The sequence below is a fragment of the Phenylobacterium sp. LjRoot225 genome (assembly GCF_964252855.1).
GTDB lineage: Bacteria > Pseudomonadota > Alphaproteobacteria > Caulobacterales > Caulobacteraceae > Phenylobacterium.
On sequence record NZ_CAXUPL020000003.1, the window covers coordinates 500,399 to 524,971 of the forward strand.

Below are 24,573 nucleotides of genomic sequence, written 5' to 3' on the forward strand. Positions count from 1 at the left end.
GGTCAGGCCAGGCGGAGGGGCTCCAGCGCATCGGCGAGCGACTTGCTCTCGCTTAAGCCGACGCGCTCTGCGCGTGCGAATCCTAGGCCCTGGTGAACGGTTCCGGGATCGTCTTCCCGGTCTCCAGGAAGGTCTTCAGGTTCGACAACACCGCGGGCCAGCCCTGGGAGATGCTACGCAGGCCCTCCTCGGTGAGCTCGGTGTGGGTGACGGTGAGGCGGACCTTCTCGCCCAACGCCTCGATCTGATAGGTGACGCGCGAGCGCCGACTGGGATCGTCCGCCTTCGACGCCGGCGACCAGCTGGTGACCAGCCGGCGCGGCGGATCGACCTCCAGCACTTCGCCGACCACGTCCGGCTCCTGGCCGGCGAATCCGTGCGTCCACTTCGAGCCGACCTTCCAGTCGGAGACATTGGAGCGTTCCCAATACCTGGCGGTGAGCTCCGCGTCGGTGAGCGCAGCCCACACCTTCTCCGGCGTGGTCAGGATGTAGGTCACGTAAACGAACTGCGGCTTATCCATCGTCGTCTCCTTCGAGTTGGTCCTTTAGCGCGGCCAGGGCGTCGAGCCGGGGCCGCTCGAACTTGGCGATCCACCGGGCCTGCAGGGCGTGGATCGGCACGGGGTTGAGGTAGTGCAGCTTCTCGCGCCCCCGCCGCACCGTGGTCACCAGGTTGGCGGCCTCCAGCAGGGCGAGGTGTTGGCTGACGGCCTGGCGCGTCATCTCGTGGCCCTCGGTCAGCGCTCCCAGGGTCTGCCCGGGCGTCGCGTGCAGGGAGTCCAGCAGGCGCCGCCGGCTCGCGTCCGCCAGCGCCTTGAAGACGAGGTCCATGTCGTCGGTCACGGGTTTAATATGCAAGTATTTACTTGCATGTCAACCTGCGCTCCGATGGGCCGCGGAACGGCGGTGTAAGCTTGGGCGTTGCAGGCGCGCCGCGATCCAGCCCTATTGCCGCCGGGTCCGCGGGATAATCTGCGCCCAAGATGGAGTTTTCGATGTCCACGACCCGCCGCAGCCTGGTCCTGGCGCTCGCCGCTGGCGCCGTCGCCGGCCCCGCCCTGGCGCAAAGCGGCCTCAGCGGCGCCGATCAGGCGCTGGTCGCCCGCGCCACGGCCTATCTGGAGGGGCTGACCCAGGCGAAGGCGCGCTTCATCCAGACCGACGCGCGCGGCCAGACCAGCCGGGGCGTCGTCTATCTGAAGCGGCCGGGCAAGGCGCGCTTCGCCTACGATCCGCCGTCCGGGCTCCTGGTCGTGTCCGACGGCGGGACCGTCTCGGTCGCCGACAGCCGGCTGAAGACCTTCGACAAATATCCCCTGATGGCCACGCCGCTGTCGCTGTTCCTGGCCAAGACCATCCGGTTCGACCGTGGGGTCCAGGTGACCGGCGTCAGCCGCGCCGCCGACGGCTTCACCATCACCGCCCGTGACGGGCGCAAGCAGACCGCCGGCCAGATCTCGCTGACCTTCCGCGACGCCCCCCTGACCCTGGTCGGCTGGACGGTCACCGACGCCCAACGCCGGGCGACGCACGTGCAGCTCGTCGGGCTTGCGCCGGCCAGGGGCCTGGATCCGGATCTCTTCTATTTGAAGGACACCCGGCCGGTCGGCGTCGGTCGGGCTCGAATGTGACCAAAATGGCACGATCAAGGAAGAATAGGGTTCCGTATTGACTTTCTCGCCGCCTGTGACCACTATGCATCATCTCGTCGGCGCGGTTGCGACGACGGGCCGAGCCGGAACCTATCCCCTCCCGGCGGCGGCATGAGAGACGACCTAGACGCCCGGGCTTCTCCAGTGCCCGGGCGTTCTTTTTTTCCAAAACTTGGCGAGCGGTCGGTGCAGGCCTAAGTCAGCGCCATGCGCCTTCGCCTCTGCACCTGGAACATCAACTCCGTCCGCCTGCGCCATGAGCAGGTCGCCCGCTTCGTCGCCGAACAGGCGCCGGACGTGCTCTGCCTGCAGGAGATCAAGTGCCGCGAGGGCGAGTTCCCCCGCGAGGCCTTCGTCGAGATGGGCCTGCCGCACCTGAAGATCGCCGGCCAGAAGGGGTGGCACGGGGTGGCCATCGCCTCGCGCCTGCCGCTTGCAGACGCCCCGCCGCTGCAAGCCTGCCGCGAGGGCCACGCCCGCTGCGTCGGCGCGATCGTCGAGGGCGTCGAGATCCACAACTTCTACATCCCGGCCGGCGGCGACGTGCCCGATCGCGAGCTGAACCCGAAGTTCGACCACAAGCTCGACTTCTATGAGACGCTCACCGCCGAGCTCGCGCGCCGCGATCCGAACGCGCCCTTGGCCATCGTCGGCGACCTCAACGTCGCGCCCAGCGAGTTCGACGTCTGGAACCACCGCTACATGTCGAAGATCGTCAGCCACACGCCTGTTGAAATCGAGGCCTTCGGCAAGATGGTGGATTCGCTGGGCTTCATCGACCTGCCGCGCTCGGCCGCGCCCGAGCCGGAGAAGCTGGCCTCCTGGTGGAGCTACCGGGCCGCCGACTTCCGCAAGTCCAACCGCGGCCTGCGCCTCGACCACATCCTGGTGACGCCGGGGCTGCGCGACGCCGCCTTCCGCCTGGGCTCGGCCGCGAGCCGCATCCACGACGACGTGCGCGAGTGGGAGCGCCCCAGCGACCATGCGCCGGTCAGCGCGGATCTGGTGTTGTAGCTATCCCTCTCCCCGTCTGCGGGGAGAGGGTGCGCTGCCCTTACGGCTGCAGCCGGTAGCCGCCCGCTTCCGTCAGCAGCAGCCGCGCGTTGGCCGGGTCGGCCTCGATCTTCTGCCGCAGGCGGTAGACGTGGGTCTCCAGCGTGTGGGTGGTGACGCCGGCGTTGTAGCCCCAGACCTCGGCCAGAAGCTCCTCGCGGCTGACCGGCTTCTCGCCGGCGCGGTAGAGGTACTTCAAGATGTTGGTCTCCTTCTCCGTCAGCCGGATCTTTCGCTGCTGGGAATCGACCAGGACCTTGGCGGAGGGACGGAACTCGTAGGTCCCCAGCCGGAAGACCGCGCCCTCGGAGTGCTCGTGACTTCGCAGCTGGGCGCGGATGCGGGCCAGGAGCACGGCGAACTTGTAGGGCTTGGTGACGTAGTCGTTCGCCCCGGCCTCGAGGCCTTCGACGGTGTCTTCGTCGGCCGCCGCGGCGGTCAGCATGATGATCGGGGCGGCGACGCCGTTACGACGCATCTGGCGGCAGGCCTCGCGCCCGTCCATGTCGGGAAGATCGACATCGAGCAGGATGAGATCCGGCTTCTGCTCCAGGGCCGCCGCCACGCCGTCGCCGGCGGTGGATGCTTCCAGAGTAGCGAAGCCTTCAGTTTCGAGTTGTTCTGCGACCGCGCCGCGCAGGTCCGCGTCATCGTCGACGATGAGGAGGGTCTTGCGTTGAGCCATACTGTTGAACATGCACCGTAACGCCCGCCGGGGGCAAAAAAATTCAGGAGCGCGTGTGATCTACGTCGCCACGGCCGATGGTTTCCTGGATCTGGGCGAGGCGAGGGTGCGCTGCGCGCTCGGTCCCGCAGGCGTCGTCGCCGCCAACGCCAAGCGCGAGGGCGACGGGGCGTCCCCCGCCGGGGTGTGGCCGATTCGGCGGGTGCTCTATCGTTCTGACCGTGGACCTGAGCCGCAGACCGCCCTGCCGGTCTTCGCCATCGCCGAGGACGACGGCTGGTGCGACGCGCCGCAGGACCTGGCCTACAACCGGCCTGTGAAGCTGCCCTATCCGGCGAGCGCCGAACGGATGTGGCGCGATGACCACCTCTACGACCTGGTCTTGGTCCTGGGCCATAACGACGATCCGCCGGCCGCGGGCATGGGCTCGGCCATCTTTCTGCACCTGGCCAAGCCCGACTACGCCCCGACCCACGGCTGCGTCGCCGTGCGGCGCGAGGATCTGGAGGCCCTGCTGCGCACGGCCAAGCCCGGCGACGCGGTGGAGATCCGCCCCTGAGCGCTGCGGATTGCGCGCCTAAGTTGAGCAAACGACCGGGGCGGCGCCGCCCTAGGGGTGTTTGACGGATGTCACATTCTTAGCAGATGATGGACTTTGCAGCAGATCCGGACGCGAACGAAGACGGATCGTTGCGACGCTACACCGCAAGAGTTTGGGTCCGCGGCGGCTGGCGCACAGGGAGGAAGCAAGGTTCCGGCGGTCGGCTAGCCGCCGCCGGCGCGCGAGCTTTCGCGCCTGTCCGCTCCCGCCCAGGGGAGGTCGGTGATGGTTGAGCTAAATACACGCCAGCAAGGCGTTCGGTCAGGTCGCGGTCGTCGATTGCATGACGCTGCGGCGCAACAGCGTGTGCTCGAGCGGCTGGGGGTTCACGTCAGTCTCCAGGTCCTTCAGGACCTGCCGCCGGGCGGCTGGGTGCGCTTTGTGCCCAATGACACGCCGCTGCGAGTCGCCAGGCTGGTTCACGGCGGCTAGCGCGTGACAGCCGCAAGTGGATGCCGGTTGCGGCGGCCGTCACGCGCTAAACTTTTGAAGATATACCCTTCTTATCCTGTTCAGGCGGTCCCACCTGAACCGGGAAGGGTCTAGCGCGCCCCGAACACCGCGGAGCCGACGCGCACGCTGGTGGCGCCGAAGGCGATCGCGGTCTCGAAGTCGCCGCTCATGCCCATCGACAGCCGGGCGAGGCCGTTGCGCGCGGCGATCTTGGCCAGCAGGGCGAAATGCGGCCCGGCGGGCTCGCCCATCGGCGGGATGCACATCAGGCCCTCCGGCTCGAGGCCGTAGTCCCGGCGGCAGGCGGCGATGAAGGCGTCGGCCGCCTGCGGCGTGACGCCGGCCTTCTGCGGCTCCTCGCCGGTGTTGACCTGGACATAGAGCCGGGGGCGCCGGCCCTGCTTCTGGATTTCCTCGGCGAGCGCCCGGGCGAGCTTCTCGCGGTCGAGGGTCTCGATCACGTCGAAGAAGGTCACCGCCTCGCGCGCCTTGTTGCTTTGCAGCGGCCCGATCAGATGAAGGGTGAGGCCCTCGGCGCGGCCTTCCCAGCGGCCCATGGCCTCCTGGACGCGGTTTTCGCCGAACACCGTCTGGCCCGCGGCCAGCACGGGTTCGATCGCTTCCCAGGGCTGCTGCTTGGAGACCGCGACCAGGGTGACGTCGGCCGGGGCGCGGCCGCAGGCTTGCGCGGCGTGCGCGATCCGGGCCACCACCTCGTGGTAGGCCTTGGCCGAATCTGCGGCGGAATCGAGGGGGGAAGCGGCCATTTCGGGGTTCTGGACCTTGCGGCGTACGGCCGGGCTCTTAAAGCGCCCCATGCCCCAAAGGAAGGGGGCCGGACGGACGGCGGCGCCGTGGCTTTTGGTGTTCACCGACCCGCAGCGCACCCCCGACGTAGCGGCGCTCGCTGCGCGGCTGCCGGCGGGCGCAGCCCTAGTTTATCGCGCCTTCGGCGCGCGCGACGCGGAAGAGGTCGCCCGGCGGCTGCTGGCCCAGGTCCACGCCAAGGGCGGCAAGCTGCTGATCGGCGCTGACGCCGGCCTCGCCGCGCGGATCGGGGCGGACGGGGTGCATCTGCCGGAGCGGTCGGCGGCGCGGGCCCGGGCCTTGAAGGCCGGCCGACCGGGTTGGATCGTCACGGCGGCGGCCCATTCGCCGCGCGCGGCGCGCCGCGCGCAGGCGGCCGGCGTCGATGCGGTGGTGGTTTCGGCGATCTTCCTGAGCCGCAGCGCCTCGGCGGGCGCGCCGATCGGGCCGCTTCGGCTGGCGCAGATCGCGCGTTTGGCCGGGGTTCCGGTCTACGCCCTGGGGGGCGTGAACGATCGCACGGCGGGGCGCCTCAAGGACATCCGGCTGGCGGGCCTGGCGGCGGTGGAAGGCTTCTAGAACCTGCCGGTCCTAGAACTTGAAGGAGGATTCCAGCCGCACGCGGGGCTGGCTTTCTTCCGAGCCGATCTTGCGCGGGCCTGCGTTGACCTGTTCGTCGCGCAGGGCGACGGCGCCGCCGACACGCAGCGACGGCGTGATGTGGTAGTAAGCGCCCGCCTGGACGTCGTTCAGCGTCGAGGGCCGGACGTCCGACTGCTCCATGTTCAGGGTCACGCCCCAGCGACCCTTGCGGGCGTCCCACTTGAGCGACTTCATGCCGGCGTTGGGGATCGAGGAGGCGTCGCTGCGGACGGTGATGTCGAGGCCCTTGGACCGATCGGCCGCCTGGGCAAAGCCAGACGCCGCGCAAAACAGCGCGGTCGCGGCGATCACCAGGCTGATACGACGGCCCAACATAAGAAACATATAACCCCTGCACCCCCCATTCGCATCACGGTGCGACCGTTTTGCGAATGGTCGAGGTCGATTAGAGACCTGCTTGTAGAGAGGTCAACCGACTCCGTCGTCGCAGGCCGTCCGGGGGCGTGACTTCCTCGGTCGCTGTGGCGGACGGGTCACGCGATTCCTGTTTGGCGCCGGGATGGGCATTGTTATAGAGGGCGCGGCGCGGGGCGGCGTCGTGGCGCTCGGGCGCACGGAATTCACTAGGAGACGGACAGATATGCCGTTTGTGCGCGGAGTTTGGATGCGGCGCGTTTCGACCGGCGCTATGGCGCTGGCGCTCGCGGGCCTAGCCGGCTGTTCGCACCTTCCCCTGGTGGGCCGCAACAAGGCGCCGGCGCCGCCGGCTTCGGCGACGGGCAGCCTGGGCGTCAACGGCTATCTGTGGCGCGCGACCCTCGACACCCTGGCCTTCATGCCGCTGGCCTCGGCCGATCCGTACGGCGGCACGGTGATCACCGATTGGTATTCCAATCCGGAGAAGGCCGACGAGCGCTTCAAGTGCACCGTCTACATCCTGGATGCGCGCCTGCGCGCCGACGGGCTGAAGGTCTCGGTGTTCAAGCAGACCCGCGATGCGGCCGGCGCCTGGATCGACTCGCCCACCGCCGCGCAGACCGAGACCGATATCGAGAACGCCATCCTGACGCGCGCTCGGCAGCTTCGACTTTCGAACGTCCGGGGCTAATCCCCCGGACCTTTCGATTGTCGGCGAGGCTTTGTGCTATGGCCCGTTGACCGGAACTCCCACTCCAGTCCAAAGGCCGCCTGTCATGGCCCGCTACAATCCGAAAGAAACCGAACCCAAGTGGCGCGAGGCGTGGGCTGACGCCGACTCCTTCCGCGCCGTGCAGGATCCCGCCCGGCCCAAATACTATGTGCTGGAGATGTTCCCGTATCCGTCGGGACGGCTGCACATGGGTCACGTGCGCAACTATTCGCTGGGCGACGTCATCGCCCGCTTCAAGCGCGCGCGCGGCTTCTCGGTGCTGCATCCGATGGGCTGGGACGCCTTCGGCCTGCCGGCGGAGAACGCCGCCATGGAGCGCGGCGTCGATCCCAAGGCCTGGACCTACGACAACATCGCCAGGATGCGCGAAGAGCTGAAGGAGCTCGGCCTGTCGATCGACTGGTCGCGCGAGTTCGCCACCTGCGACGTCGCCTACTATGGCCAGCAGCAGGCCTGGTTCCTGGAGCTCTACAAGCGCGGTCTGGTCTATCGCCGCGAAGCCACGGTCAACTGGGACCCGGTCGACCAGACGGTGCTGGCCAACGAGCAGGTGGTCGACGGCCGCGGCTGGCGCTCCGGCGCGGTGGTCGAGAAGCGCAAGCTGAACCAGTGGTTCCTGCGCATCACCGACTACGCCGACCAGCTGGTGGACGATCTTGGAACCCTGGATCGCTGGCCCGAAAAAGTCCGGACCATGCAGGAGAACTGGATCGGCCGCTCGAAGGGCGCGCGTCTGCGGTTCCACTTCGCCGAGGCCTCGCCGCAGGGCTTCGAGGCGGGGCTGGAGGTCTACACCACCCGCCCGGACACCCTGTTCGGCGCGGCCTTCGTCGGCGTCGCCGCCGACCATCCGCTGGCCGAGCAGCTGGCCGCCGCCGATCCGAAGGTGGCCGCCTTCGTCGCCGAGTGCCGCCGCGGCGGGTCGTCCGAGGCCGAGATCGAGACCGCCGAGAAGATCGGCTACGACACCGGCCTGAAGGTGAAGCATCCGTTCGATCCGAGCCGGGAGCTGCCGGTCTGGATCGCCAACTTCATCCTGCTGGACTATGGGACTGGCGCCATCTTCGGCTGCCCGGCGCATGACCAGCGCGATCTCGACTTCGCGCGCAAGTACGCCCTGCCGGTGACGCCGGTGGTGCTGCCGCCGAGCGAGGACCCTGTGACCTTCACGGTCGCCGACGAGGCCTATGTCGGCCCCGGGACCATCTTCAATTCGGACTTCCTGAACGGCCTGCCGATCGAGGAGGCCAAGGCCGCCGCCGTCGCGCGCATCGAGGCCCAGGGCGACGGCAAGGGCGCGACGGTGTTCCGCCTGCGCGACTGGGGCGTCGCCCGCCAGCGCGGCTGGGGCTGCCCGATCCCGGTGGTCCACTGCGAGACCCACGGCGTCGTGCCGCTGCCGCGCAGCGCTCTGCCGGTGGCCCTGCCCGACGACCTGGAATTCGGCAAGCCGGGCAATGCGCTCGACCGCCACCCGACCTGGAAGCGCGCCAGCTGCCCGACCTGCGGGGGGCCGGCGCTGCGCGAGACCGACACGCTGGACACCTTCGTCGACAGCTCCTGGTACTTCGCCCGCTTCGCCAATCCGGACGCGGCGGACCCGATCGACAAGGCCGCGGCCGATTACTGGCTGCCGGTCGACCAGTACATCGGCGGCGTCGAGCACGCGGTGCTGCACCTGCTCTACGCCCGCTTCGTCACCAAGGCGCTGGCGGACGAGAACATGGTCTCGGTGCGCGAGCCGTTCGCCGGCCTGTTCACCCAGGGCATGGTGACGCACGAGACCTACCGCCGGCAGAGCGGCGAATGGGTCGAGCCGGGCGCCGTCGAGCTGTCGGCCGAAGGCGCGGCGCGCCGCGCCATCCTGGTCGACACCGGCGAACCCCTGGTCATCGGCGACGTCGAGAAGATGTCGAAGTCCAAGAAGAACACCGTCGCGCCCGGCGAGATCTTCGACGTCTACGGCGTCGACGCCGCGCGCCTCTTCGTGCTCTCCGACAGCCCGCCCGAGCGCGACACCCAGTGGACCAGCGGCGGGGTCCAGGGCGCCTGGCGCTTCGTCAACCGGGTCTGGGAAGAGTTCGACAGCCAGCCCGCGCGGACGAGCGAGGGGGGAGACGACGAGGCCTCGACCGCCCTGCGGCGCGCCACCCACAAGCTGGTGAAGCAGGTCACCGAGGCGATCGAGAGCTTCCGCTTCAACTCTGGCATCGCCCGGCTCTACGAGTTCCTGAACCTCCTGAAGGCCAACCCGGCCCAGGGCGCCTCGCCGGCGCTGGCGGCCGCCCGGCATGAGGCCCTGTCGGCCTTCGCCCGGCTGATCGGGCCCTTTGTCCCGCACCTTGCCGAGGAGTGCTGGGTCCGCATCGGCGGCCAGGGCATGGTCGTCGAGGCCCCGTGGCCGGAATTCGATCCGGCGCTCACCGAGGACGCGGTCAAGGTGCTGCCGGTGCAGGTCAACGGCAAGCGGCGGTTCGAGATCACGGCGCCGGCCGGCGCCGAGCCCGCCGAGGTCGAGAAGATCTTGCTTGACGATCCCGAGATCGCACGGCGCCTTGAGGGTCTGACGATCCGCAAGGTGATCGTGGTCAAGGACCGCATCGTCAACATCGTGGCGGCCTGATGCGGATGAGGGGCGAGATTGTGCTGAGGGATACCAAGGTTCTGGCGGTGGGGCTGCTGCTTGCGGCGTCTGTCGCCCTCTCCGGCTGCGGCTTCACCCCGCTCTACGCCCAGCAGGGCGTGGTCTCGAACCTGGCGGCGGTGGACGTGTCGGTGCCGCAGGGCCGCACCGGCTTCCTGATGCGCGAGCATCTGGACGACGCGCTCGGCCGCAACCGCGACGCCGCCCCCGCCTACCGGATCAACCTGACGATCAGCGAGAACCGCTACCCGCGCGGCGTGCGGATCGACAACGTCGCGACCCGCTACGAATACGTGCTGATCGCCAGCTATGTGCTGAACGCCCTGCCGTCCGGCGCCGTCGCCAAGACCGGCCAGGTGAAGGTCGAGCTGACCTACGACTCCGCCGACCAGCCCTATTCGGCCATCTCCGCCCAGCAGGACGCCCAGGACCGCGCCGCCCAGGAGGCCGCCCGTCGGATCCAGCTGGAGCTGGCCGCCTGGCTCGCCGCGGGGGGCAAGTCCACGTCTTGAGGCCAGGCGGGTGATTCTCTCGAAACGCCCCGACATCGAGCGCTTCCTCTCCCGACCGGATCCGCAGATCCGTGCGGCCCTGATCTACGGCCGCGACATGGGCGTGGTTCACGACCGCGCTGACCAGCTGGCCGCCAAGATGGTGGACCGGACCGACGATCCCTTCGACGTGGCCCAGCTGACCGACGGCGACCTCGGGGACGACCCCGCCCGGCTGGAAGGCGAACTCGCCTCGCAGTCGCTGATGGGCGGCCGCCGGCTGGTGCGGCTGCGCTTCGGCGGCGAAAAGGCCAGCGCCGACAAGGTGGCGGCCGAGGCCCTGGTCCGCCACGCCGCCGGCGAGCTCAACCCCGACGCCTTCTTCCTCATCGAGGCCGGCGCCCTGGGGCGCGAGTCCGGCCTGCGCAAGGCCGCCGAGAAGGCGGCCGGCGCGGCCGTCATCCCCTGCTACGAAGACGAGCCCGGCGACGTGGCGCGGCTGGTCCGCGAGACGCTCGCCCGGGACAACGTCTCGCTCAACGCCGACGCCCTGGCCCTGTTCGTCGCCCGCATGCCCAAGGAGCGCGGCGTCGCGCGCCAGGAGATCGAGCGGCTGGCGATGTTCCTCGGCCCGGGTAGCGGCCTGACCGCCACCCCCGCCGACCTCGAGACCTTCCTCGGCGTCGAGCCCGAAGCCTCCTTGTTCGACGCCGCGGTGGACGCCTTCGGCGGCCGGATCGCCGAGGCCCAGGCCGGCATTCGCCGCGCGCGCCAGGAGGGCGAGGCCGGTCCCGCCGCTGTGCGCGCCATCGGCCAGCACCTGGGCCGGCTGCGCCGCGTGCTGACCTTGCACAAGGCCGGCGCGGGCCTGCAGGAGGCCGCCAAGGCCTCCGGCGTCTTCTGGAAGCAGGAGCGGGAATTCCTGCGCCAGGCGCGCAGCTGGAATCTCGAGGAGCTCGACCGCGTCCAGCCGGAGGTCCTGGCCGCCGACCGCGCCTGCAAGACCACCGGCTCCCCCGACCACCTGATCGCCGAGCGCCTGGCGCTGACCATCGCGTCCAGGGCGCGCCGCCTCGGTCTTTGAGCGGCCTGGGGCTTTGGGCCACAGATGCCGCCCCTAAGGCGACTCACGTAGACTCACGCCCGCAAGGGTAGGGCGGAGCGGCGGCGATGGAAGTTGCGGAGGTTCAGGCGCAGATCGCCGAGCTGGTGACGATGGGCAAGGAAGCCTTCGACGCCGGGCGCCCCGGCGACGCCGAGGAGATCTTCCGCGGCCTGCGCGCGATCACCAAGACGAACGTCGAGGTCAACACCCAGCTTGGCCTGCTCCTGGCGACCCGGGGCGCCTACCAGGAGGCGCGGGCGCCGCTGGAGGACGCAGCCCTGCTCGACGACAGCGACCCCGTCGTCTTCAACGTGCTCAGCGCCTGCGCCTTCGAGACCGGCGACTACGAAGCCGCCCTGGTCAACGCCGACCAGGCCCTGCGTTTGCGGCGGACCTATTCGGAAGCGCACAACAACCGCGGAAACGCCCTGCTGCGCCTCGGGCGGCCCAGCGAGGGGCTGGAGGCCTTCAAGGCCGCCTTGATGCTGACCCCGCGCGACGCCGACGTGCACGTCAACCTCGCCAACGTGCTCAACGCCCTGGAGCGGCCGGCCGAGGCCCTGCGGAGCCTGGACCGGGCGCTGGCGCTCGCGCCGCGGCTGGCGACGGCGCACGTCAATCGGGGCAATGTGCTGCAGCGCGTCGACCGGCACGTCGAGGCCCTGGCCGCCTATGACGAGGCCATCGCCCTGGATTCGGGGTCGATCGACGCCCACTGGAACCGCGGTCTCTGCCACCTGCTGATCGGCGACTATGCGGCCGGCTGGCAGGGCTATGAATGGCGCTGGCGGCGCGGGGTGCGAGAGACCCAGCCCCGGGGTTGCGTCGAGCCGCTCTGGCTCGGCGCCGAGGACCTCGCCGGCCGCACCATCCTGCTGCACGGCGAACAGGGGTTGGGCGACTGCATCCAGTTCGCCCGCTACGCGCGCCAGGTCGCCGACCGCGGCGCGATCGTGATCCTCGAAGTCTACGCGACGCTGGCGCCGCTGTTCGAAGGCCTGGCCGGCGTAAGCCAGCTGGTGCGCCGCGGCGATCCGACGCCGCCGTTCGAGCTCCATTGCCCGTTGATGAGCCTGCCCCTGGCGCTCGGCCAGCCGGCGCCCGCGCCGGAACCCCAGCCCTATCTGCGCGCCGACGCCGGGCGCCTGGCGGCCTGGACCGAACGCCTGGGTCCGAAGGCGGCCCCGCGCATCGGCCTTGTGGCGAGCGGCAGCCCGACGCACGGCAACGACCTGCAACGCAGCCTGTCGTTCGAGACCCTCGCCCCGCACCTGCCGGCGGGCCTGGAGTATCATCTCCTGCAGAAGGAGCTGCGCCCGGCCGACCGCGACGCCCTGGCGGCGCGCCCGGACGTGCGGGTCTGGGCCGAGGCCATCCACGACTTCGCCGACACCGCCGCCCTGGCCCAGCTGATGGACCGGGTGGTGAGCGTCGACACCAGCGTGGCGCACCTGGCCGGCGCGATCGGCCGGCCGACGTCGCTGCTGCTGCCCACCGAGCCGGATTGGCGCTGGGGCCTCAACGCGGCGAGCACGCCCTGGTACGAGGGCATGCAGATCTATCGGCAGACTCGCCGCGGCGACTGGCGCGACCCGCTGCAAAAGCTCGCAGCGGATCTGCCGGCCATGACCGCAGCCTGAGCCGCATCAGGCGGCGAGCGCCGTCCGCAGCTCCGCCACCACCGCCGGGGCCGCCGCCAGGGCGACTTGCACCGCGGCTTCACGTTGTTCGGGTCCGAAGGCGACGCCTTCCGCCCGCAGGATGGTGACGTCGTCGATGCCGATGAACTTGAAGACGGCTCGCAGGTAGGGTTCGTGGAAGTCGTTCACCGCCAGGGGCGTGCCGGGCGCGTAGAGATTGCCGCGGGCCGAGGCGACGATGATCTTCTTGCCGCCCGCCAGCCCTTCGGGCCCAGCCTCGGTGTAGCGGAAGGTCTTGCCGGCGACGACGATGCGGTCGAACCAGGCCTTCAGCTGGGAGGGAATGGTGAAGTTATACATCGGCGCGCCGATGACGATCACGTCGGCGTCGAGGAATTCCTGAAGCACGCCGGCGCCCTCGGCGGTGCCGAGGTGCTGGCTGCCGAGGTGGGGGATGGCGTCGGCGTCGAGGTCGCGCCGGACGACCTCCAGGGCCGGGATCGCGTCGCGGGCGGCCTGGACCACCGCGGCCGAAACCTGCCGGCTGACAGAGCCTTCCCCGGTGATCCCGGCGTCGATGTGCAGCAACTTCATCTTGCGTCTCCGAACGGAGTTGAATGACGGAAGTGAAGCTGGTGCTGCGACAATGGCGCCGGTAGAGGTTTAATTTGCGACAGATCGTTGCAAGTTTAGAACGATGGATCGATGCGCGACCTCAACGACCTGAGCTTCTTCGCCGCGGTGGTCGCCAACGGCGGCTTCTCGGCGGCCGCCCGGGCGACGGGGGTTCCGAAGTCCAGGATCAGCCGTCGCGTGGCGGCTCTCGAGGGGCAGCTCGGCGTGCGGTTGGTCGAGCGCTCCACCCGCCGCTTCAAGGTCACGGAGGTCGGCGAGGAGGTCTATCGGCACGCCCGGGCGGCGCTGACCGAGGCCGAGGCGATCGATCACGTCGTCGCGCGCCTGACCGCCGAACCCCAGGGGTTGGTGCGGATCAGCTGTCCGCTGGACGCCGACCGGATCGTGGGCGCCGCCTTGCCGGAATTCCTCGCGCGGCACCCGCGGCTTCGCGTGCAGGTGATCGTCACCAACCGCAGGATCGACCTGGTCGAGGAGAACGTCGACATCGCCATCCGCGTGCGCGAGACGCTCGACACGGACCCGGACCTCCAGCTGAGGATCATCGCGCGCGTCGGATCGCTGCTGGTCGCCAGCCCGGGCTTCCTGGACGCGCACGGCGAGCCCGCGACGCCGGCTGAGATCGCGGCCTTGCCGACGCTCGGCCACACGGACCGGCCCGGCGTCGAACGTTGGACCCTGGTGAACCCGGCGGGGGAGGAGGCGACGGTCCTGCACGAACCGCGGCTGTCGGCCAGCACCTTCCCGATCCTCAGGCAGGCGGCGATCGACAGCGTGGGCCTCGCCCTGCTGCCGGAGCTGTCCTGCCGCGAGGCGCTTGAGGACGGCCGGCTCGTGCGAATCCTTCCGGACTGGGGCTCGCGCCAGGGCGTCCTGCACCTGGTGTTCACCGCGGGGCGCGCTCAGCTCCCCGGCGTGCGCGCCGTGATCGAGTTTGCGGCCGAGGCGCTGCGGCCGTGCGGTGCGACATGGGAGATCGACATCTGAGCCTGCTCAGGCCTAGGCGACGCAGCGCGCGCCGGCTAACACCAGGACATGGCCATTGGCGTCTTCGATTCCGGCGTGGGCGGGCTGACCGTCCACCACCGGCTGGTGGAGCGGTTTCCGACCGCTGATCTCGTCTATCTCGCGGACCAGGAGAACGCGCCCTACGGCGGCAAGCCTGGCGAGGAGATCGTCAACCTCACCCGGGCGGGTTGCGAGCGGCTGTTCGACGTAGGTTGCGACCTGGTGGTGCTGGCCTGCAACACGGCCGCGTCGGTGGCGCTGCGGCGGCTGCAGCAGACCTGGCTGCCCGGCTATCGGCGCGAACTCGGCCGGCCGGTGAACGTCCTGGGCATCATCGTGCCGACCATCGAGGCGGCGACCGGCCTGCCCTGGGAGCACGAGGCCGAACGGCGCGGCGACAAGGTCGAGAAGCTCGACGTCCTGGGGGTCTTCTGCACCCCGGCGACGGCGGCGAGCCGGGTCTATGAGATCGAGATCGACAAGCGCCGGCAGGACGTCGCGGTCTTCGCCGAGCCCTGCCCGGACCTGGCGCGAATGATCGAGGCCGGCGCCGGCGTGGTCGAGCTGGCCGCCGCCGTCGAAGGCCACGTCTCGGCCCTGTCGAAACGCATCGGCCGGGCGCCGGACCGGGCGATCCTGGGCTGCACCCACTATGAGATCATCGCCGACATGTTCCGCGCGGCCCTGCCGCCGGGCACGCCGCTGATCCACCAGCCGGACGCCACCGCCGACGCGCTGGCCCGCTATCTGGAGCGCCATCCGGACCTCAGGCCCGGCACAAGCGGCGAGCGGCGCTTCCTCACGACGGGCAATCCAGGCGTTCAGCACAGCCTGGTCGAGACCTTCTGGGGCGCGGCGCTGACTTTCGAGGCGGCCTAGACTTAGGCTGTATTCTGCCTGGATCGATGGCAGGGTCGTGAGCGGAACGCGGAGGAGCCGATGGCCTACTGGTTGGTGAAGTCCGAGCCCACGACCTACGCCTACGCCGACCTGGAGCGCGACGGCCGCACGGTCTGGGACGGCGTGCGCAACAATGCGGCGGCCCTCCATCTCAAGGCCATGAAGACCGGCGACGAGGTGCTGTACTACCACTCGCAGGAGGGCAAGGCGGTGGTGGGCGTCGCCAAGGTCGCCAAGGAGGCGTTTCCCGACGCGAGCGACCCCTCCGGCCGCTTCGTCGCCGTCGAGCTGGCGCCCGTGCGGCCGCTGAAACGCCCCGTCATCCTGGCCGAGATGAAGGCCGAGCCGAAGCTCGCCGCCATGGAGATGATCCGCCAGTCGCGCCTGTCGGTCTCGCCGGTGCGGCCCGAGGAATGGAGGACGATCCTCAAGCTGGCGGGCGAAGCCTAGGGGGCTAATTGGCGCACTCGGGGTCGGCGGCGATTTCCCGGCACAGCTGCAGCACGGCCGGTTGACCCCTCAGGGCCTGCCAGCTGGTCAGCACATCATCCAACTGACTTTCCCACTGGGGGCGCAAGGAAGCGGGCGCGCCGGCGGCCATGGTCTTTTCCATGCACGCCCGCATCTTCGCATAGGCCTGCTGGCAATCGAGCGGCAGGCCGACCAGCTTCTTGCGCGCGGCTTCGGGGATCGCGGGCGGCGCACTGTCCGCCGTCGCCGAGGCGCCGGAGAGCAACAGTCCGGATGTCAGCAGGGCTGGCCACAGCCGGCGCCGGAAACGACCGCTGGTCATTGTCACCTCAAACTACCCGTAGCGGCGCCCCGGAGTGTTCATCCATGTTCGCATGGAAGCGGCAATCGGAAATGCGCGCGCCGGCCTGCGCCCTGCAGGGTCGGCCACTGGCTTTTGCCGGATCGATAGAGAACGCCTATATCTCCGACATGCTCCTGCCCACCCTGCGTCAGCTCCAGTACCTCAAGCTTCTCGCCGAACAGGGCAGCTTCGGCCGCGCCGCCGAGTCCGCCCACGTCACCCAGCCGACGCTGTCGGCGGGCATCCAGGAGCTGGAGCGCACCCTCGGCGCGCCGGTGGTCGATCGCGCCCGCTCCGGCGTCATCCTGACCGCCGTCGGCGAAGAGGCGCTCCGGCGCGCCACCGTCATCCTCAACGAGGCGGAAGAGCTGGTGGAGGCCGCCAAGAACGCCGGCCAGCCGCTCACCGGCCGGTTCCGGCTGGGGGTCATTCCGACCATCGCCCCCTTTCTGCTGCCGGTGGCCTTGCCGCTGCTGCGCGAACGCTTCCCCAAGCTGCGGATGTTCCTGCGCGAGGACCTGACCCAGCGCCTGATCGCCTCGCTGAAGGCCGGCCAGCTGGACGCCGCCCTGATCGCCCTGCCCTACGACATGAGCGGGCTCAACTGGGCCCATGTCAGCGACGACGAGCTGTTCGCGGCGGTGCCGGCCGACCATTTCCTCGCCCGTCAGGAGTCCGCCACGCCCGAGGAGTTGGAGCGCGAGGGCCTGATCCTGCTGGAGGACGGCCACTGCCTGCGCGAGCACGCGCTCGCCGCCTGCGGGCTGAAGCCGCCGAAGGCCGCGGACGAGGAAAATTTCGCGGCCACCTCGCTGCCGACCCTGGTGCAGATGGTGGGCTCGGGCCTGGGCGTCACCTTCCTTCCGGCCATGGCGGTGGAGGCGGGCCTCGCCAAGGCCGCGCCGGTCGCGGTGCGGCGGATCGACGCCGCCAACCCCAGCCGGGAGATCGTCGTCGCCTGGCGCGCCGGCTCGAACCGCGGGGTCGAGGGAAAGCTGCTGGCCGAGACTCTGCGCAGGCCCTGACGCCCAAGCCGCGAGCCGCGTCTGTCCGGCGGCCGACACAAGATCAGCCATTTTTAACGAATGACTCGGCAGCCTACCCAATATGGGGAGGAAGAATTCAGCCCGCGTCGCCAGTTGGCATGACATCGCCGCGCTGCGCGCGCGAGACGTGCGGATGCGGATGGTCTTCTCCATCTTCGTCGCCCTGGCGGGTCAGTTCGTAGAGCCCGGCTCCGCCTGGCCGGGGCTCTGGCTCGCCGCGACGGCGGCCTCCCAGTTCCTCAGCCTGCTGATCACCGAGCCGATGCGCCGCGATCCGGACTTTCCCGTGTCGCGCCGGCGCGAGCGCCTGTTCTTCGCCAGCGTCGCCGTGAGCGCTGCGGTCTTCGCCTCCTGCGGGATCCTGTTCTGGCTGCACGGCGGCTGGGGCGAGCGGCTCGTCGCCGTCATCATCCTGGCGGGCGGAGCGGTGAACGTCGCCCTGCAGGCCGGCGCCTCGTCGCGGCTGCTGTGGGTTGGCTGCGCCCCCTTCATGGTGCTGCTGCAGGCTCTGCCGCTGATTTCATTCTTCATGAGCACGGGGCCCGAGCGCGGGGTCATGGGCATGACCGCCGTCGCCGCCACCCTGTTCGTCCTCCATCTCGTCGCCGCCGGCCGGCATAGCGTTGCGAGCGCGCGGCGGGTCGAGCGCGCCCTGCAGGAGGCGCACGGCGAACGCCTTCGCCGAGGTCGCCAGCCAGGCCAAGAGCGACTTTCTGGGCGCCATGACCCATGAGCTGAGGACGCCGCTGAACGGCGTGCTGGGCATGGCGCAGGCGATGGAGGGGCACGAGCTGACCGCCGAGCAGCGCGAGCGCCTGGATGTGCTCCGCCACTCCGGCGAGCTTCTCCTCCGTCTGCTGAACGACGTGCTCGACATCTGTCAGAGCGAGAAGGTCAAGGTCGACCTGGGCTGCGAGGACGTGGACGTCCCGCCCCTCATCGGGCAGGCGCAGGACGCGTCCGGCCCGCTCGCCGTTGGCGAGGCCCGTCTGCGGGTCCTCGCGGCCGAGGACAATCCCATCAACCAGCTCGTCCTGAGGACCTTGCTGGAGCAGCTCGGCATCGACGTGCACATCGTCGGAGACGGCGAGGAGGCGGTCTGCGCCTGGGCCTCCGCGCCGTGGGACCTGGTGTTGATGGACATCCGCATGCCGGGAATGGACGGCTTCGCCGCCACGCGCGCCATCCGCGCGGCCGAGGCCGCCGAAGGGCGTCCGCGGACGCCGATCATCGCGGTGACCGCCGACGCCACCAGCCAGCAGGTCTCCGACTATATGGACGCCGGCATGGACGGGCTGGCGCCCAAGCCGATCCAGCTGGCCCAGCTGGCGAAGGTCATCGACGCCGTGCTGGTCTGCGGACCGGCCGACGGCGTCCGCGGGCAGGGCCGATCCGCGGCCTAGGAGCTGTGGACACTTAGCGTAGCCAGAGGACGATGGCTGCGAGGGTGACGATGGCGAGATAGTTCCTGGCGGTCTTCTCGAAGCGTGTAGCGACGCGCCGGAACTGCTTGAGCCTGCTGAAGCAGCACTCGACCAGGTGGCGCTGGGCGTAGAGGTGCTTGTCGAGCGGGTGCTTGCGGGATCGGGACGGGTTGTTGGGGATCACCGCGACCGCGCCCTTCTCGGCGATCGCCTGGCGCAGGCGGTCGGAGTCGTAGGCGGTGTCGGCCATTACGGCCTGGGCTGGCAGGCCTTCGATCAGCGGGCCGGCCTGGGGCGCGTCGCCGCGCTGGCCAGCGGTGAGCGTGAACCGCACGGGACAGCCCAACCCTCGCACGGCCATGTGGATCTTGGTGCTCAAGCCCCCGCGGGAGCGGCCAATGGCCTGATCTTCAGGCCCCCCTTTTTCGCCCCCGCCGCGTGCTGGTGAGCGCGGACGATGGTCGAGTCGACGATCAGGTACTCGAAGTCGGGATCATTCGAGAGCGCCTCGAAGATGCGCCACCAGATCCCCTTGGCGCTCCAGCGGCTGAACCGCCGCCAGACGCTGTTCCAGTCGCCGAACACCTCCGGAAGATCCCGCCACGGCGAACCGGTGCGCACCACCCACAGCACGCCTTCGACGAACATCCGGTTGTCCCGGCCCGTCGAGCCCTTCTGATCCGGACGGCCGATGACCAGCGGGGCGATCCGCTCCCACTGGTCGTCGCTAAGCACCAAGCGGTCCATCACCCCCAAGACTGCCCCCAAAAAGCAGTCTTGAATCACGCTTCGGAGTCGCAGGGAATCCTAAGAGTCCACAGCTCCTAGAGGCCGTTCGCCGGCCCGACGTGCCTTCCAGGCCGTTCTCGACTATATGTCCGCGGCCATGACCCGCCCGTTCCTCAAGATGAATGGGCTCGGCAACGATTTCGTCGTCGTCGAGGCCCGCTCCGCACCCTTCGCCCCCACGGCGGCGGAGGTGCGCGCCATCGCCGATCGGGCGAGCGGCGTCGGCTGCGACCAGCTGATCTCCGTCGGGCCTGCGGAAGACGCCGACGCGTTCGTGCGCTTCTGGAACGCCGACGGCGAAGAGGTGTCGGCCTGCGGCAACGGCTCCCGCTGCGTCGGCTGGCTCTTGATGCAGTCGAGCGGCAAGGACGAGATCGTCATCGAGACCAAGGCCGGCCGGCTGCTCGCCACCCGCGCCGGCGAGCGGCTGGTCAGCGTCGACATGGGCCCGCCGGGCCTGGATTGGTCGCAGATCCCGTTGGCCCAGGCGCAGGACACCCGCGCGCTCGACGTCGGCCTCTACGACCATCCGGCGCTGAGCCTCGCGCCGGGCTGCGTCTCCATGGGCAATCCGCACGTGGTCTTCTTCGTTTCGGACATCGAGACCGCGCCGATCGCCGAGGCCGGACCGGTGATCGAGCGGCATCCGCTGTTTCCCGAGCACGTCAACGTCGGCTTCGCCCAGGTGAAGGACCGCGGCCGCATCCGGCTTCGGGTGTGGGAGCGGGGCGCGGGCCTGACCAAGGCCTGCGGCACCGGCGCCTGCGCGGCCATGGTCGCCGCCGCCCGCCGCGATCTCATCGACCGCGCCGCGACCCTGGAGCTGGACGGCGGCGAGCTGTTCATCGAATGGCGCGAAGACGGCCACGTGATCATGACCGGCCCGGCGGCGGTCGATTTCGCGGGCGAGCTCAAGTGAGCCGGCCGGACGCCCCCTCAGTCCGCTTCGCGGACAGCTCCCCCGCAGGCAGGGGAGCAGCGGACCTCGCTCCTCCCCTGCGAAGCGGGGGAGGTGGATCGGCGCAAGGCGCCGAGACGGAGGGGGCCTCTACGGTCGAGATCGTCACCTTCGGCTGCCGGCTGAACGCCTACGAGAGCGAGGTCATCCGCAAGCGCGCGGCCGAGGACGGGCTGTCCGACGCGGTGGTCTTCAACACCTGCGCCGTCACCGGCGAGGCGGTGCGCCAGGCGCGCCAGGCGATCCGCAAGGCTCGGCGCGAACGTCCCGACGCCAGGCTGATCGTCACCGGCTGCGCCGCCCAGATCGATCCCGCCGCCTTCGCCGGCATGGCCGAGGTCGACCTGGTGCTCGGCAATGCCGAGAAGAGCCAGGCCGGCGCCTATGTCGACCAGCCCGAGGCGCCCCGCGTCCGCGTCAACGACATCATGAGCGTGCGCGAGACCGCCGGCCACCTGATCGACGGGCTGAAGGACCGGGCGCGGGCCTATGTCGAGGTGCAGAACGGCTGCGACCACCGCTGCACCTTCTGCATCATCCCCTACGGCCGCGGGAACTCGCGCTCGGCGGCCGCGGGCGAGGTGGTCGAACAGGTCCGCCGGCTGACGGCCCAAGGCTACAAGGAAGTGGTGCTCACCGGCGTCGACGTCACCAGCTGGGGCGCCGACCTGCCGGGCCAGCCGACGCTGGGCCAGCTGGTGGCGCGGATCCTCAAGCTGGTCCCGGAGTTGCCGAGGCTCAGGCTGTCGTCGATCGACGCCGCCGAGATCGACCCGGACCTGCTGCGCTGTTTCGCCGAGGAGCCGCGGCTGACGCCCTATCTGCATCTGTCGCTGCAGGCGGGCGACGACATGATCCTCAAGCGGATGAAGCGGCGGCATACCCGCGCCGACGCGCTGAAGCTCGTCGCCGAGGTCCGCGCCGTTCGCCCCGACACGGCCTTCGGCGCCGACCTGATCGCCGGTTTCCCGACCGAGACCGAGGAGATGTTCGAAAACACCCTCGCCCTGGTCGAGGCGGCGGGCCTCGCCTTCCTGCACGTCTTCCCCTTCAGCCCGAGGCCCGGCACGCCGGCGGCGCGCATGCCGCAGCTGGCCAAGGCCGTGGTGAAGGCGCGCGCCGCGCGGCTCCGCGCGGCCGGCGAGGCAGGCTTGCAGCGGCATCTGGCGCGCCAGGTCGGCCGCACGCTCCAGGCCCTGGTCGAGCGTGCGGGCGTCGCGCGCGCCGAGGACTTCACTGAGATCGCCTTCGAGGGCGACGGCGCGCCCGGCGAGATCATCGACCTCACGGTGACCGGCCACGACGGCAAGCGCGCGCTCGCCCGGCCGGCGCTGCGCGAGGCCGCCGCGTGAGCTGGACCGGCGGTTGCCAGTGCGGGGCGGTCCGCTTCCGCGTCGAGGGCGAACTCGGCCGACCCAGCGTCTGCCATTGCCGCATGTGCCAGAAGGCCTTCGCCGCGCCCTATGGCGCCCTGGTGACCGTGCCGATCGACCAGCTGGTCTGGACCCGCGGCGTGCGCAGCCGTTTCCAGAGCTCGAACAAGGTCTCGCGCGGCTTCTGCAACGCCTGCGGCACGCCGCTGACCTTTGAGTGGGACGCGGCCAAGATCGACCTCGCGATCTGCGCCTTCGACCGCGCGGCCGAGCTCGCGCCGGCCGTCCAGCTGCGCGCGGACCAGGCTCTGCCCTGGACCCGCGACGTCTCCGACCTGCCGATCGCCGGCGGCCCGCAGGTCGAAGCCCACGACGCCGGCATCGTCTCCTGCCAGCACCCGGACCACGACACGGCCGAGTGGCCGCCGCGGGCCTAGCTCCCCTAGTTCGGCGGCGCTCGCCCTGGAAAGGCCGGCAGGCTCCAGCCGAACAGGATCGCGCCGGCGCGCACGGCGAAGGCCAGGGCGAAGCCCGCCAGGCCGGCGGCCATGAGCGGCGCGCCCAGCAACTGCAACAGCACGAAGCCGCTCGCGCCGGCCAGGGCGGCGGTGACGTACAGCTCGCGGCGGAGCAGGACGGACGGCTCCTCCGCCAGCACGTCGCGGATGATCCCGCCGAAGGTCGCGGTCAGCACGCCCATGACGATGGCCGAAAGCGGCGGCGCGCCCAGGGACACCGCCTTCAGCGCGCCGACCACGGCGTAGGCGGCCATGCCCACGGCGTCGAGCCAGGTCAGCACCCGCTCGCGCCCCCGGCCCCAGCCGAAGATCCATACCGCGCCCGCCGCGGCGACGCAGACGCCGAGATAGGCCGGCCGCGCCACCCAGAAGACCGGCGCGCCGATCAACAGGTCGCGCAGGGTGCCGCCGCCGACGCCGGTGACGGCGGCGAAGAAGCTGAAGGTGACGATGTCGTGCTTGCGCCGCGCCGCCGCCAGCGCGCCCGACGCGCCGAACACGGCGACGGCGGCGTAGTCCAGCAGCGAGAGCAGGTCGGCGAGCCCATCCATATGCGGCAGCCTGGAAGCGCGCGTGACGTGGCGCAAGGGGCCGGTTAGAAGGCGCCCATGACCGAACCCAAACGCGGCTGGTTCCAGCGGCTTACGCAAGGGCTGTCGCGCTCGTCCAAACAGATGGGCGAGCAGATCACCAGTGTCTTCGTCGCCAAGGCGCCGCTCGACCAGGCCAAGCTGGACGAGCTGGAAGAGATGCTGATCGAGGCCGATCTCGGCCCGCACTCCGCCGCCCGCATCACAGCCCAGTTCGCCGCCGAGAAGTTCGGCAAGAACGTCGACGAGCAGGAGATCAAGGAGTCCCTGGCCCAGGCGATCGGCGACGAGCTGTCCAAACGGCAGGGCGACTTCACCCCGCTCACCGGGCCCAAGCCCTACATCGTCCTGTTCATCGGGGTGAACGGCTCGGGCAAGACCACGACGCTCGGCAAGATCGCCGCCGACCTGACCGGCCGCGGGGCCAAGGTGCTGATCGCCGCCGGCGACACCTTCCGCGCCGCCGCCGTGGAGCAGCTGAAGGTCTGGGCCGACCGCGCCCAGGCCGACTTCATGTCGCGGCCGACCGGATCGGACGCCGCGGGCCTGGCCTATGACGCGGTCGCCCGCGGCAAGGCGGAGGGCTACGACGTCGTCCTGATCGACACCGCCGGCCGGCTGCAGAACAAGCAGGGGCTGATGGACGAGCTCCTGAAAATCATCCGGGTGGTGAAGAAGCTGGATCCGGAGGCGCCGCACGAGACCCTGCTGGTGCTGGACGCCACCGTCGGCCGCAATGCGCTGGCCCAGGAGAACATCTTCGGCAACCAGATCGGGGTCTCCGGCATCGTCATGACCAAGCTGGACGGCACCGCGCGCGGCGGGGTGCTGGTGCCGGTCGCCCAGGCCTCGGACTCGCCGATCAAGCTGATCGGGGTGGGCGAGGGGATCGAGGACCTGCAGCCCTTCGACGCCCGCGCCTTCGCCCGCTCGCTGGTGGGGCTCGAGGAGCCGGCGCAATGAGCGAGCAGGGCCGCAAGTGGGTCACCTGGTTCGTCGACTATTTCGCGCTCGCCGCCTGGCTGATCGGCTATTTCATCTCGGGCAAGGACCTGCAGCAGGCGACCTGGGCCCTGGTCGGCGGCTCGGCCATCGCCCTGGTCGTCGGGTTCGCGGTGGAGCGCAGGCTCGCCCCCTTCCCGGCGATCGCCGGCGGTGCGGCCCTGGTGTTCGGCGGCCTGACGCTGGCCTTCCATGACGCCCGCTTCCTGAAGGTGAAGCCGACGGTGATGAACCTGATCTTCGCCGTCCTGATGTTCGGCGGCCTGATCCTGCGCAAGCATCCGCTGAAGCTGCTGCTGGGCGAGGCCTTCGAGATGCCGGACGACGCCTGGCGCAAGCTCACCCTGCGCTACGGTATCTTCTTCGCCGCCCTGGCGGGGCTGAACGAGGTCGTCTGGCGCACCCAGAGCGAACAGACCTGGGTGCTGTTCCGCTTCCCCGGACTGGTGCTCATCACCCTCGTCTTCAGCGTCGCCCAGGCGCCGCTCCTGATGAAGTACATGAAGGGCGATGAACTGCCGCCGCCGCCGGTCGAATAGGCTGTCGAACAGGCTCCGGGCGGCGTCGAATTGCGGGGCCGATATCGTCTGTCGTCAAACAGACGCATTGGCGCACTAATTTCCGCCGCG

General features: G+C 70.1%; 29 protein-coding genes. 20 read left to right on the plus strand and 9 right to left on the minus strand.

Going from position 1 to position 24,573, the window contains the following annotated elements; genetic code table 11:
• Nucleotides 1-82 precede the first annotated feature (82 nt).
• Together ACSQ2B_RS17540 and ACSQ2B_RS17545 are read right to left on the minus strand one after the other, a co-directional pair.
• Complete coding sequence (locus ACSQ2B_RS17540; RefSeq protein WP_436051792.1) at nucleotides 83-523, minus strand: SRPBCC family protein; 441 nt, start codon at nucleotides 521-523, stop codon at nucleotides 83-85.
• Nucleotides 516-845 carry an ArsR/SmtB family transcription factor gene (locus tag ACSQ2B_RS17545; protein ID WP_436051794.1) on the minus strand — a complete coding sequence of 110 codons (330 nt, stop codon included), beginning with the start codon at nucleotides 843-845 and terminating at the stop codon, nucleotides 516-518. Before ACSQ2B_RS17545 ends, ACSQ2B_RS17540 begins: the two co-directional genes overlap by 8 nt.
• 152 nt (nucleotides 846-997) lie before the next feature.
• Between ACSQ2B_RS17545 and ACSQ2B_RS17550 the strand changes: the two genes are divergently transcribed.
• Together ACSQ2B_RS17550 and ACSQ2B_RS17555 are read left to right on the plus strand one after the other, a co-directional pair.
• Nucleotides 998-1,633, plus strand: a complete 636-nt coding sequence (locus ACSQ2B_RS17550) for a LolA family protein (protein ID WP_436051796.1) — start codon at nucleotides 998-1,000, stop codon at nucleotides 1,631-1,633.
• A 228-nt stretch (nucleotides 1,634-1,861) separates the two neighbouring features.
• Entirely contained in the window at nucleotides 1,862-2,668 is an 807-nt protein-coding gene (locus ACSQ2B_RS17555) for an exodeoxyribonuclease III (protein WP_436051797.1), read from the plus strand.
• Nucleotides 2,669-2,708: 40 nt separating this feature from the next.
• Here the strand turns inward: ACSQ2B_RS17555 and ACSQ2B_RS17560 are convergent, their stop codons facing one another.
• A complete protein-coding gene (locus ACSQ2B_RS17560) occupies nucleotides 2,709-3,392 on the minus strand; it encodes a response regulator transcription factor (RefSeq protein ID WP_436052603.1) in 684 nt (227 codons plus the stop codon).
• A 55-nt stretch (nucleotides 3,393-3,447) separates the two neighbouring features.
• On the opposite strand from ACSQ2B_RS17560, the gene ACSQ2B_RS17565 reads away from it, so the two are divergent.
• Entirely contained in the window at nucleotides 3,448-3,951 is a 504-nt protein-coding gene (locus tag ACSQ2B_RS17565; RefSeq protein ID WP_436051799.1) for a L,D-transpeptidase family protein, read from the plus strand.
• 584 nt (nucleotides 3,952-4,535) lie between these two features.
• Here ACSQ2B_RS17565 and ACSQ2B_RS17570 read toward each other — a convergent pair.
• Nucleotides 4,536-5,213, minus strand: coding sequence for a YggS family pyridoxal phosphate-dependent enzyme (locus tag ACSQ2B_RS17570; protein ID WP_436051801.1), 678 nt, complete (start codon nucleotides 5,211-5,213; stop codon nucleotides 4,536-4,538).
• 49 nt (nucleotides 5,214-5,262) lie between these two features.
• Here ACSQ2B_RS17570 and ACSQ2B_RS17575 point away from each other — a divergent pair, with 49 nt between their 5' ends.
• Nucleotides 5,263-5,832: a thiamine phosphate synthase gene (locus ACSQ2B_RS17575; protein WP_436051803.1), complete on the plus strand. Its 570-nt coding sequence runs from the start codon at nucleotides 5,263-5,265 to the stop codon at nucleotides 5,830-5,832.
• A 12-nt stretch (nucleotides 5,833-5,844) separates the two neighbouring features.
• Here ACSQ2B_RS17575 and ACSQ2B_RS17580 read toward each other — a convergent pair whose 3' ends face one another.
• The gene (locus ACSQ2B_RS17580; RefSeq protein ID WP_436051805.1) at nucleotides 5,845-6,231 is read right to left on the minus strand and encodes an NtrZ family periplasmic regulatory protein; all 387 of its coding nucleotides are present in this window, start codon (nucleotides 6,229-6,231) and stop codon (nucleotides 5,845-5,847) included.
• A gap of 289 nt (nucleotides 6,232-6,520) precedes the next feature.
• On the opposite strand from ACSQ2B_RS17580, the gene ACSQ2B_RS17585 reads away from it, so the two are divergent.
• The 5 genes from ACSQ2B_RS17585 (at nucleotide 6,521) to ACSQ2B_RS17605 (ending at nucleotide 12,886) form a co-directional block, all read left to right on the plus strand.
• A complete protein-coding gene (locus ACSQ2B_RS17585; RefSeq protein ID WP_436051807.1) occupies nucleotides 6,521-6,964 on the plus strand; it encodes a DUF3576 domain-containing protein in 444 nt (147 codons plus the stop codon).
• An 85-nt stretch (nucleotides 6,965-7,049) separates the two neighbouring features.
• Entirely contained in the window at nucleotides 7,050-9,629 is a 2,580-nt protein-coding gene (gene leuS, locus ACSQ2B_RS17590) for a leucine--tRNA ligase (protein ID WP_436051808.1), read from the plus strand.
• 20 nt (nucleotides 9,630-9,649) lie between these two features.
• Nucleotides 9,650-10,162: an LPS assembly lipoprotein LptE gene (gene lptE / locus ACSQ2B_RS17595; protein ID WP_436051810.1), complete on the plus strand. Its 513-nt coding sequence runs from the start codon at nucleotides 9,650-9,652 to the stop codon at nucleotides 10,160-10,162.
• A 10-nt stretch (nucleotides 10,163-10,172) separates the two neighbouring features.
• Nucleotides 10,173-11,225 carry a DNA polymerase III subunit delta gene (gene holA / locus ACSQ2B_RS17600; RefSeq protein WP_436051812.1) on the plus strand — a complete coding sequence of 351 codons (1,053 nt, stop codon included), beginning with the start codon at nucleotides 10,173-10,175 and terminating at the stop codon, nucleotides 11,223-11,225.
• A gap of 86 nt (nucleotides 11,226-11,311) precedes the next feature.
• Nucleotides 11,312-12,886 (plus strand): tetratricopeptide repeat protein, encoded by a 1,575-nt coding sequence (locus ACSQ2B_RS17605; protein WP_436051814.1) that lies wholly within the window; start codon nucleotides 11,312-11,314, stop codon nucleotides 12,884-12,886.
• A 6-nt stretch (nucleotides 12,887-12,892) separates the two neighbouring features.
• On the opposite strand, the gene ACSQ2B_RS17610 is transcribed toward ACSQ2B_RS17605, so the two are convergent.
• Nucleotides 12,893-13,480 (minus strand): FMN-dependent NADH-azoreductase, encoded by a 588-nt coding sequence (locus tag ACSQ2B_RS17610; RefSeq protein ID WP_436051816.1) that lies wholly within the window; start codon nucleotides 13,478-13,480, stop codon nucleotides 12,893-12,895.
• Nucleotides 13,481-13,591: 111 nt separating this feature from the next.
• Here ACSQ2B_RS17610 and ACSQ2B_RS17615 point away from each other — a divergent pair, with 111 nt between their 5' ends.
• From ACSQ2B_RS17615 to ACSQ2B_RS17625, 3 genes are read left to right on the plus strand one after another with little or no spacing between them, the layout of a single operon-like run.
• On the plus strand, nucleotides 13,592-14,509 hold the full coding sequence (locus ACSQ2B_RS17615; RefSeq protein WP_436051818.1) for a LysR substrate-binding domain-containing protein: 918 nt from the start codon (nucleotides 13,592-13,594) through the stop codon (nucleotides 14,507-14,509).
• A 48-nt stretch (nucleotides 14,510-14,557) separates the two neighbouring features.
• Nucleotides 14,558-15,409 (plus strand): glutamate racemase, encoded by an 852-nt coding sequence (locus tag ACSQ2B_RS17620; RefSeq protein WP_436051820.1) that lies wholly within the window; start codon nucleotides 14,558-14,560, stop codon nucleotides 15,407-15,409.
• Between the two features lie 60 nt (nucleotides 15,410-15,469).
• Nucleotides 15,470-15,880: an EVE domain-containing protein gene (locus tag ACSQ2B_RS17625; protein ID WP_436051822.1), complete on the plus strand. Its 411-nt coding sequence runs from the start codon at nucleotides 15,470-15,472 to the stop codon at nucleotides 15,878-15,880.
• A gap of 4 nt (nucleotides 15,881-15,884) precedes the next feature.
• Here ACSQ2B_RS17625 and ACSQ2B_RS17630 read toward each other — a convergent pair whose 3' ends face one another.
• Nucleotides 15,885-16,223, minus strand: coding sequence for a hypothetical protein (locus ACSQ2B_RS17630; RefSeq protein WP_436051824.1), 339 nt, complete (start codon nucleotides 16,221-16,223; stop codon nucleotides 15,885-15,887).
• 149 nt (nucleotides 16,224-16,372) lie between these two features.
• Here ACSQ2B_RS17630 and ACSQ2B_RS17635 point away from each other — a divergent pair, with 149 nt between their 5' ends.
• The 3 genes from ACSQ2B_RS17635 to ACSQ2B_RS17645 all read left to right on the plus strand — a co-directional run bounded on the left by ACSQ2B_RS17635 (nucleotide 16,373) and on the right by ACSQ2B_RS17645 (nucleotide 18,693).
• Nucleotides 16,373-17,269: a hydrogen peroxide-inducible genes activator gene (locus tag ACSQ2B_RS17635; RefSeq protein WP_436052605.1), complete on the plus strand. Its 897-nt coding sequence runs from the start codon at nucleotides 16,373-16,375 to the stop codon at nucleotides 17,267-17,269.
• 154 nt (nucleotides 17,270-17,423) lie between these two features.
• On the plus strand, nucleotides 17,424-18,023 hold the full coding sequence (locus ACSQ2B_RS17640; protein ID WP_436051826.1) for a hypothetical protein: 600 nt from the start codon (nucleotides 17,424-17,426) through the stop codon (nucleotides 18,021-18,023).
• Nucleotides 18,013-18,693: a hybrid sensor histidine kinase/response regulator gene (locus ACSQ2B_RS17645; protein WP_436051828.1), complete on the plus strand. Its 681-nt coding sequence runs from the start codon at nucleotides 18,013-18,015 to the stop codon at nucleotides 18,691-18,693. Before ACSQ2B_RS17640 ends, ACSQ2B_RS17645 begins: the two co-directional genes overlap by 11 nt.
• A 13-nt stretch (nucleotides 18,694-18,706) precedes the next feature.
• Here ACSQ2B_RS17645 and ACSQ2B_RS17650 read toward each other — a convergent pair.
• Nucleotides 18,707-19,461, minus strand: a protein-coding gene (locus ACSQ2B_RS17650) for an IS5 family transposase (protein ID WP_436049019.1) whose coding sequence is annotated in 2 segments (ribosomal slippage) — nucleotides 18,707-19,128 and nucleotides 19,128-19,461 — 756 coding nt in all. Because the reading frame shifts where the segments join, the coding sequence is not laid out codon by codon here.
• A gap of 139 nt (nucleotides 19,462-19,600) precedes the next feature.
• On the opposite strand from ACSQ2B_RS17650, the gene dapF reads away from it, so the two are divergent.
• From dapF to ACSQ2B_RS17665, 3 genes are read left to right on the plus strand one after another with little or no spacing between them, the layout of a single operon-like run.
• A complete protein-coding gene (dapF, locus tag ACSQ2B_RS17655; RefSeq protein ID WP_436051829.1) occupies nucleotides 19,601-20,422 on the plus strand; it encodes a diaminopimelate epimerase in 822 nt (273 codons plus the stop codon).
• Nucleotides 20,419-21,813, plus strand: coding sequence for a tRNA (N(6)-L-threonylcarbamoyladenosine(37)-C(2))-methylthiotransferase MtaB (gene mtaB / locus ACSQ2B_RS17660; RefSeq protein WP_436051830.1), 1,395 nt, complete (start codon nucleotides 20,419-20,421; stop codon nucleotides 21,811-21,813). The genes dapF and mtaB overlap by 4 nt, the downstream gene beginning before the upstream one ends.
• Nucleotides 21,810-22,271, plus strand: a complete 462-nt coding sequence (locus ACSQ2B_RS17665; protein ID WP_436051831.1) for a GFA family protein — start codon at nucleotides 21,810-21,812, stop codon at nucleotides 22,269-22,271. The genes mtaB and ACSQ2B_RS17665 overlap by 4 nt, the downstream gene beginning before the upstream one ends.
• 5 nt (nucleotides 22,272-22,276) lie before the next feature.
• On the opposite strand, the gene ACSQ2B_RS17670 is transcribed toward ACSQ2B_RS17665, so the two are convergent.
• A complete protein-coding gene (locus tag ACSQ2B_RS17670) occupies nucleotides 22,277-22,903 on the minus strand; it encodes a trimeric intracellular cation channel family protein (RefSeq protein ID WP_436051833.1) in 627 nt (208 codons plus the stop codon).
• A gap of 57 nt (nucleotides 22,904-22,960) precedes the next feature.
• Here ACSQ2B_RS17670 and ftsY point away from each other — a divergent pair, with 57 nt between their 5' ends.
• Both ftsY and ACSQ2B_RS17680 read left to right on the plus strand, forming a co-directional pair.
• Nucleotides 22,961-23,905 carry a signal recognition particle-docking protein FtsY gene (gene ftsY / locus ACSQ2B_RS17675; RefSeq protein WP_436051834.1) on the plus strand — a complete coding sequence of 315 codons (945 nt, stop codon included), beginning with the start codon at nucleotides 22,961-22,963 and terminating at the stop codon, nucleotides 23,903-23,905.
• A complete protein-coding gene (locus ACSQ2B_RS17680) occupies nucleotides 23,902-24,483 on the plus strand; it encodes an inner membrane-spanning protein YciB (RefSeq protein ID WP_436051835.1) in 582 nt (193 codons plus the stop codon). The genes ftsY and ACSQ2B_RS17680 overlap by 4 nt, the downstream gene beginning before the upstream one ends.
• Nucleotides 24,484-24,573 lie beyond the last annotated feature (90 nt).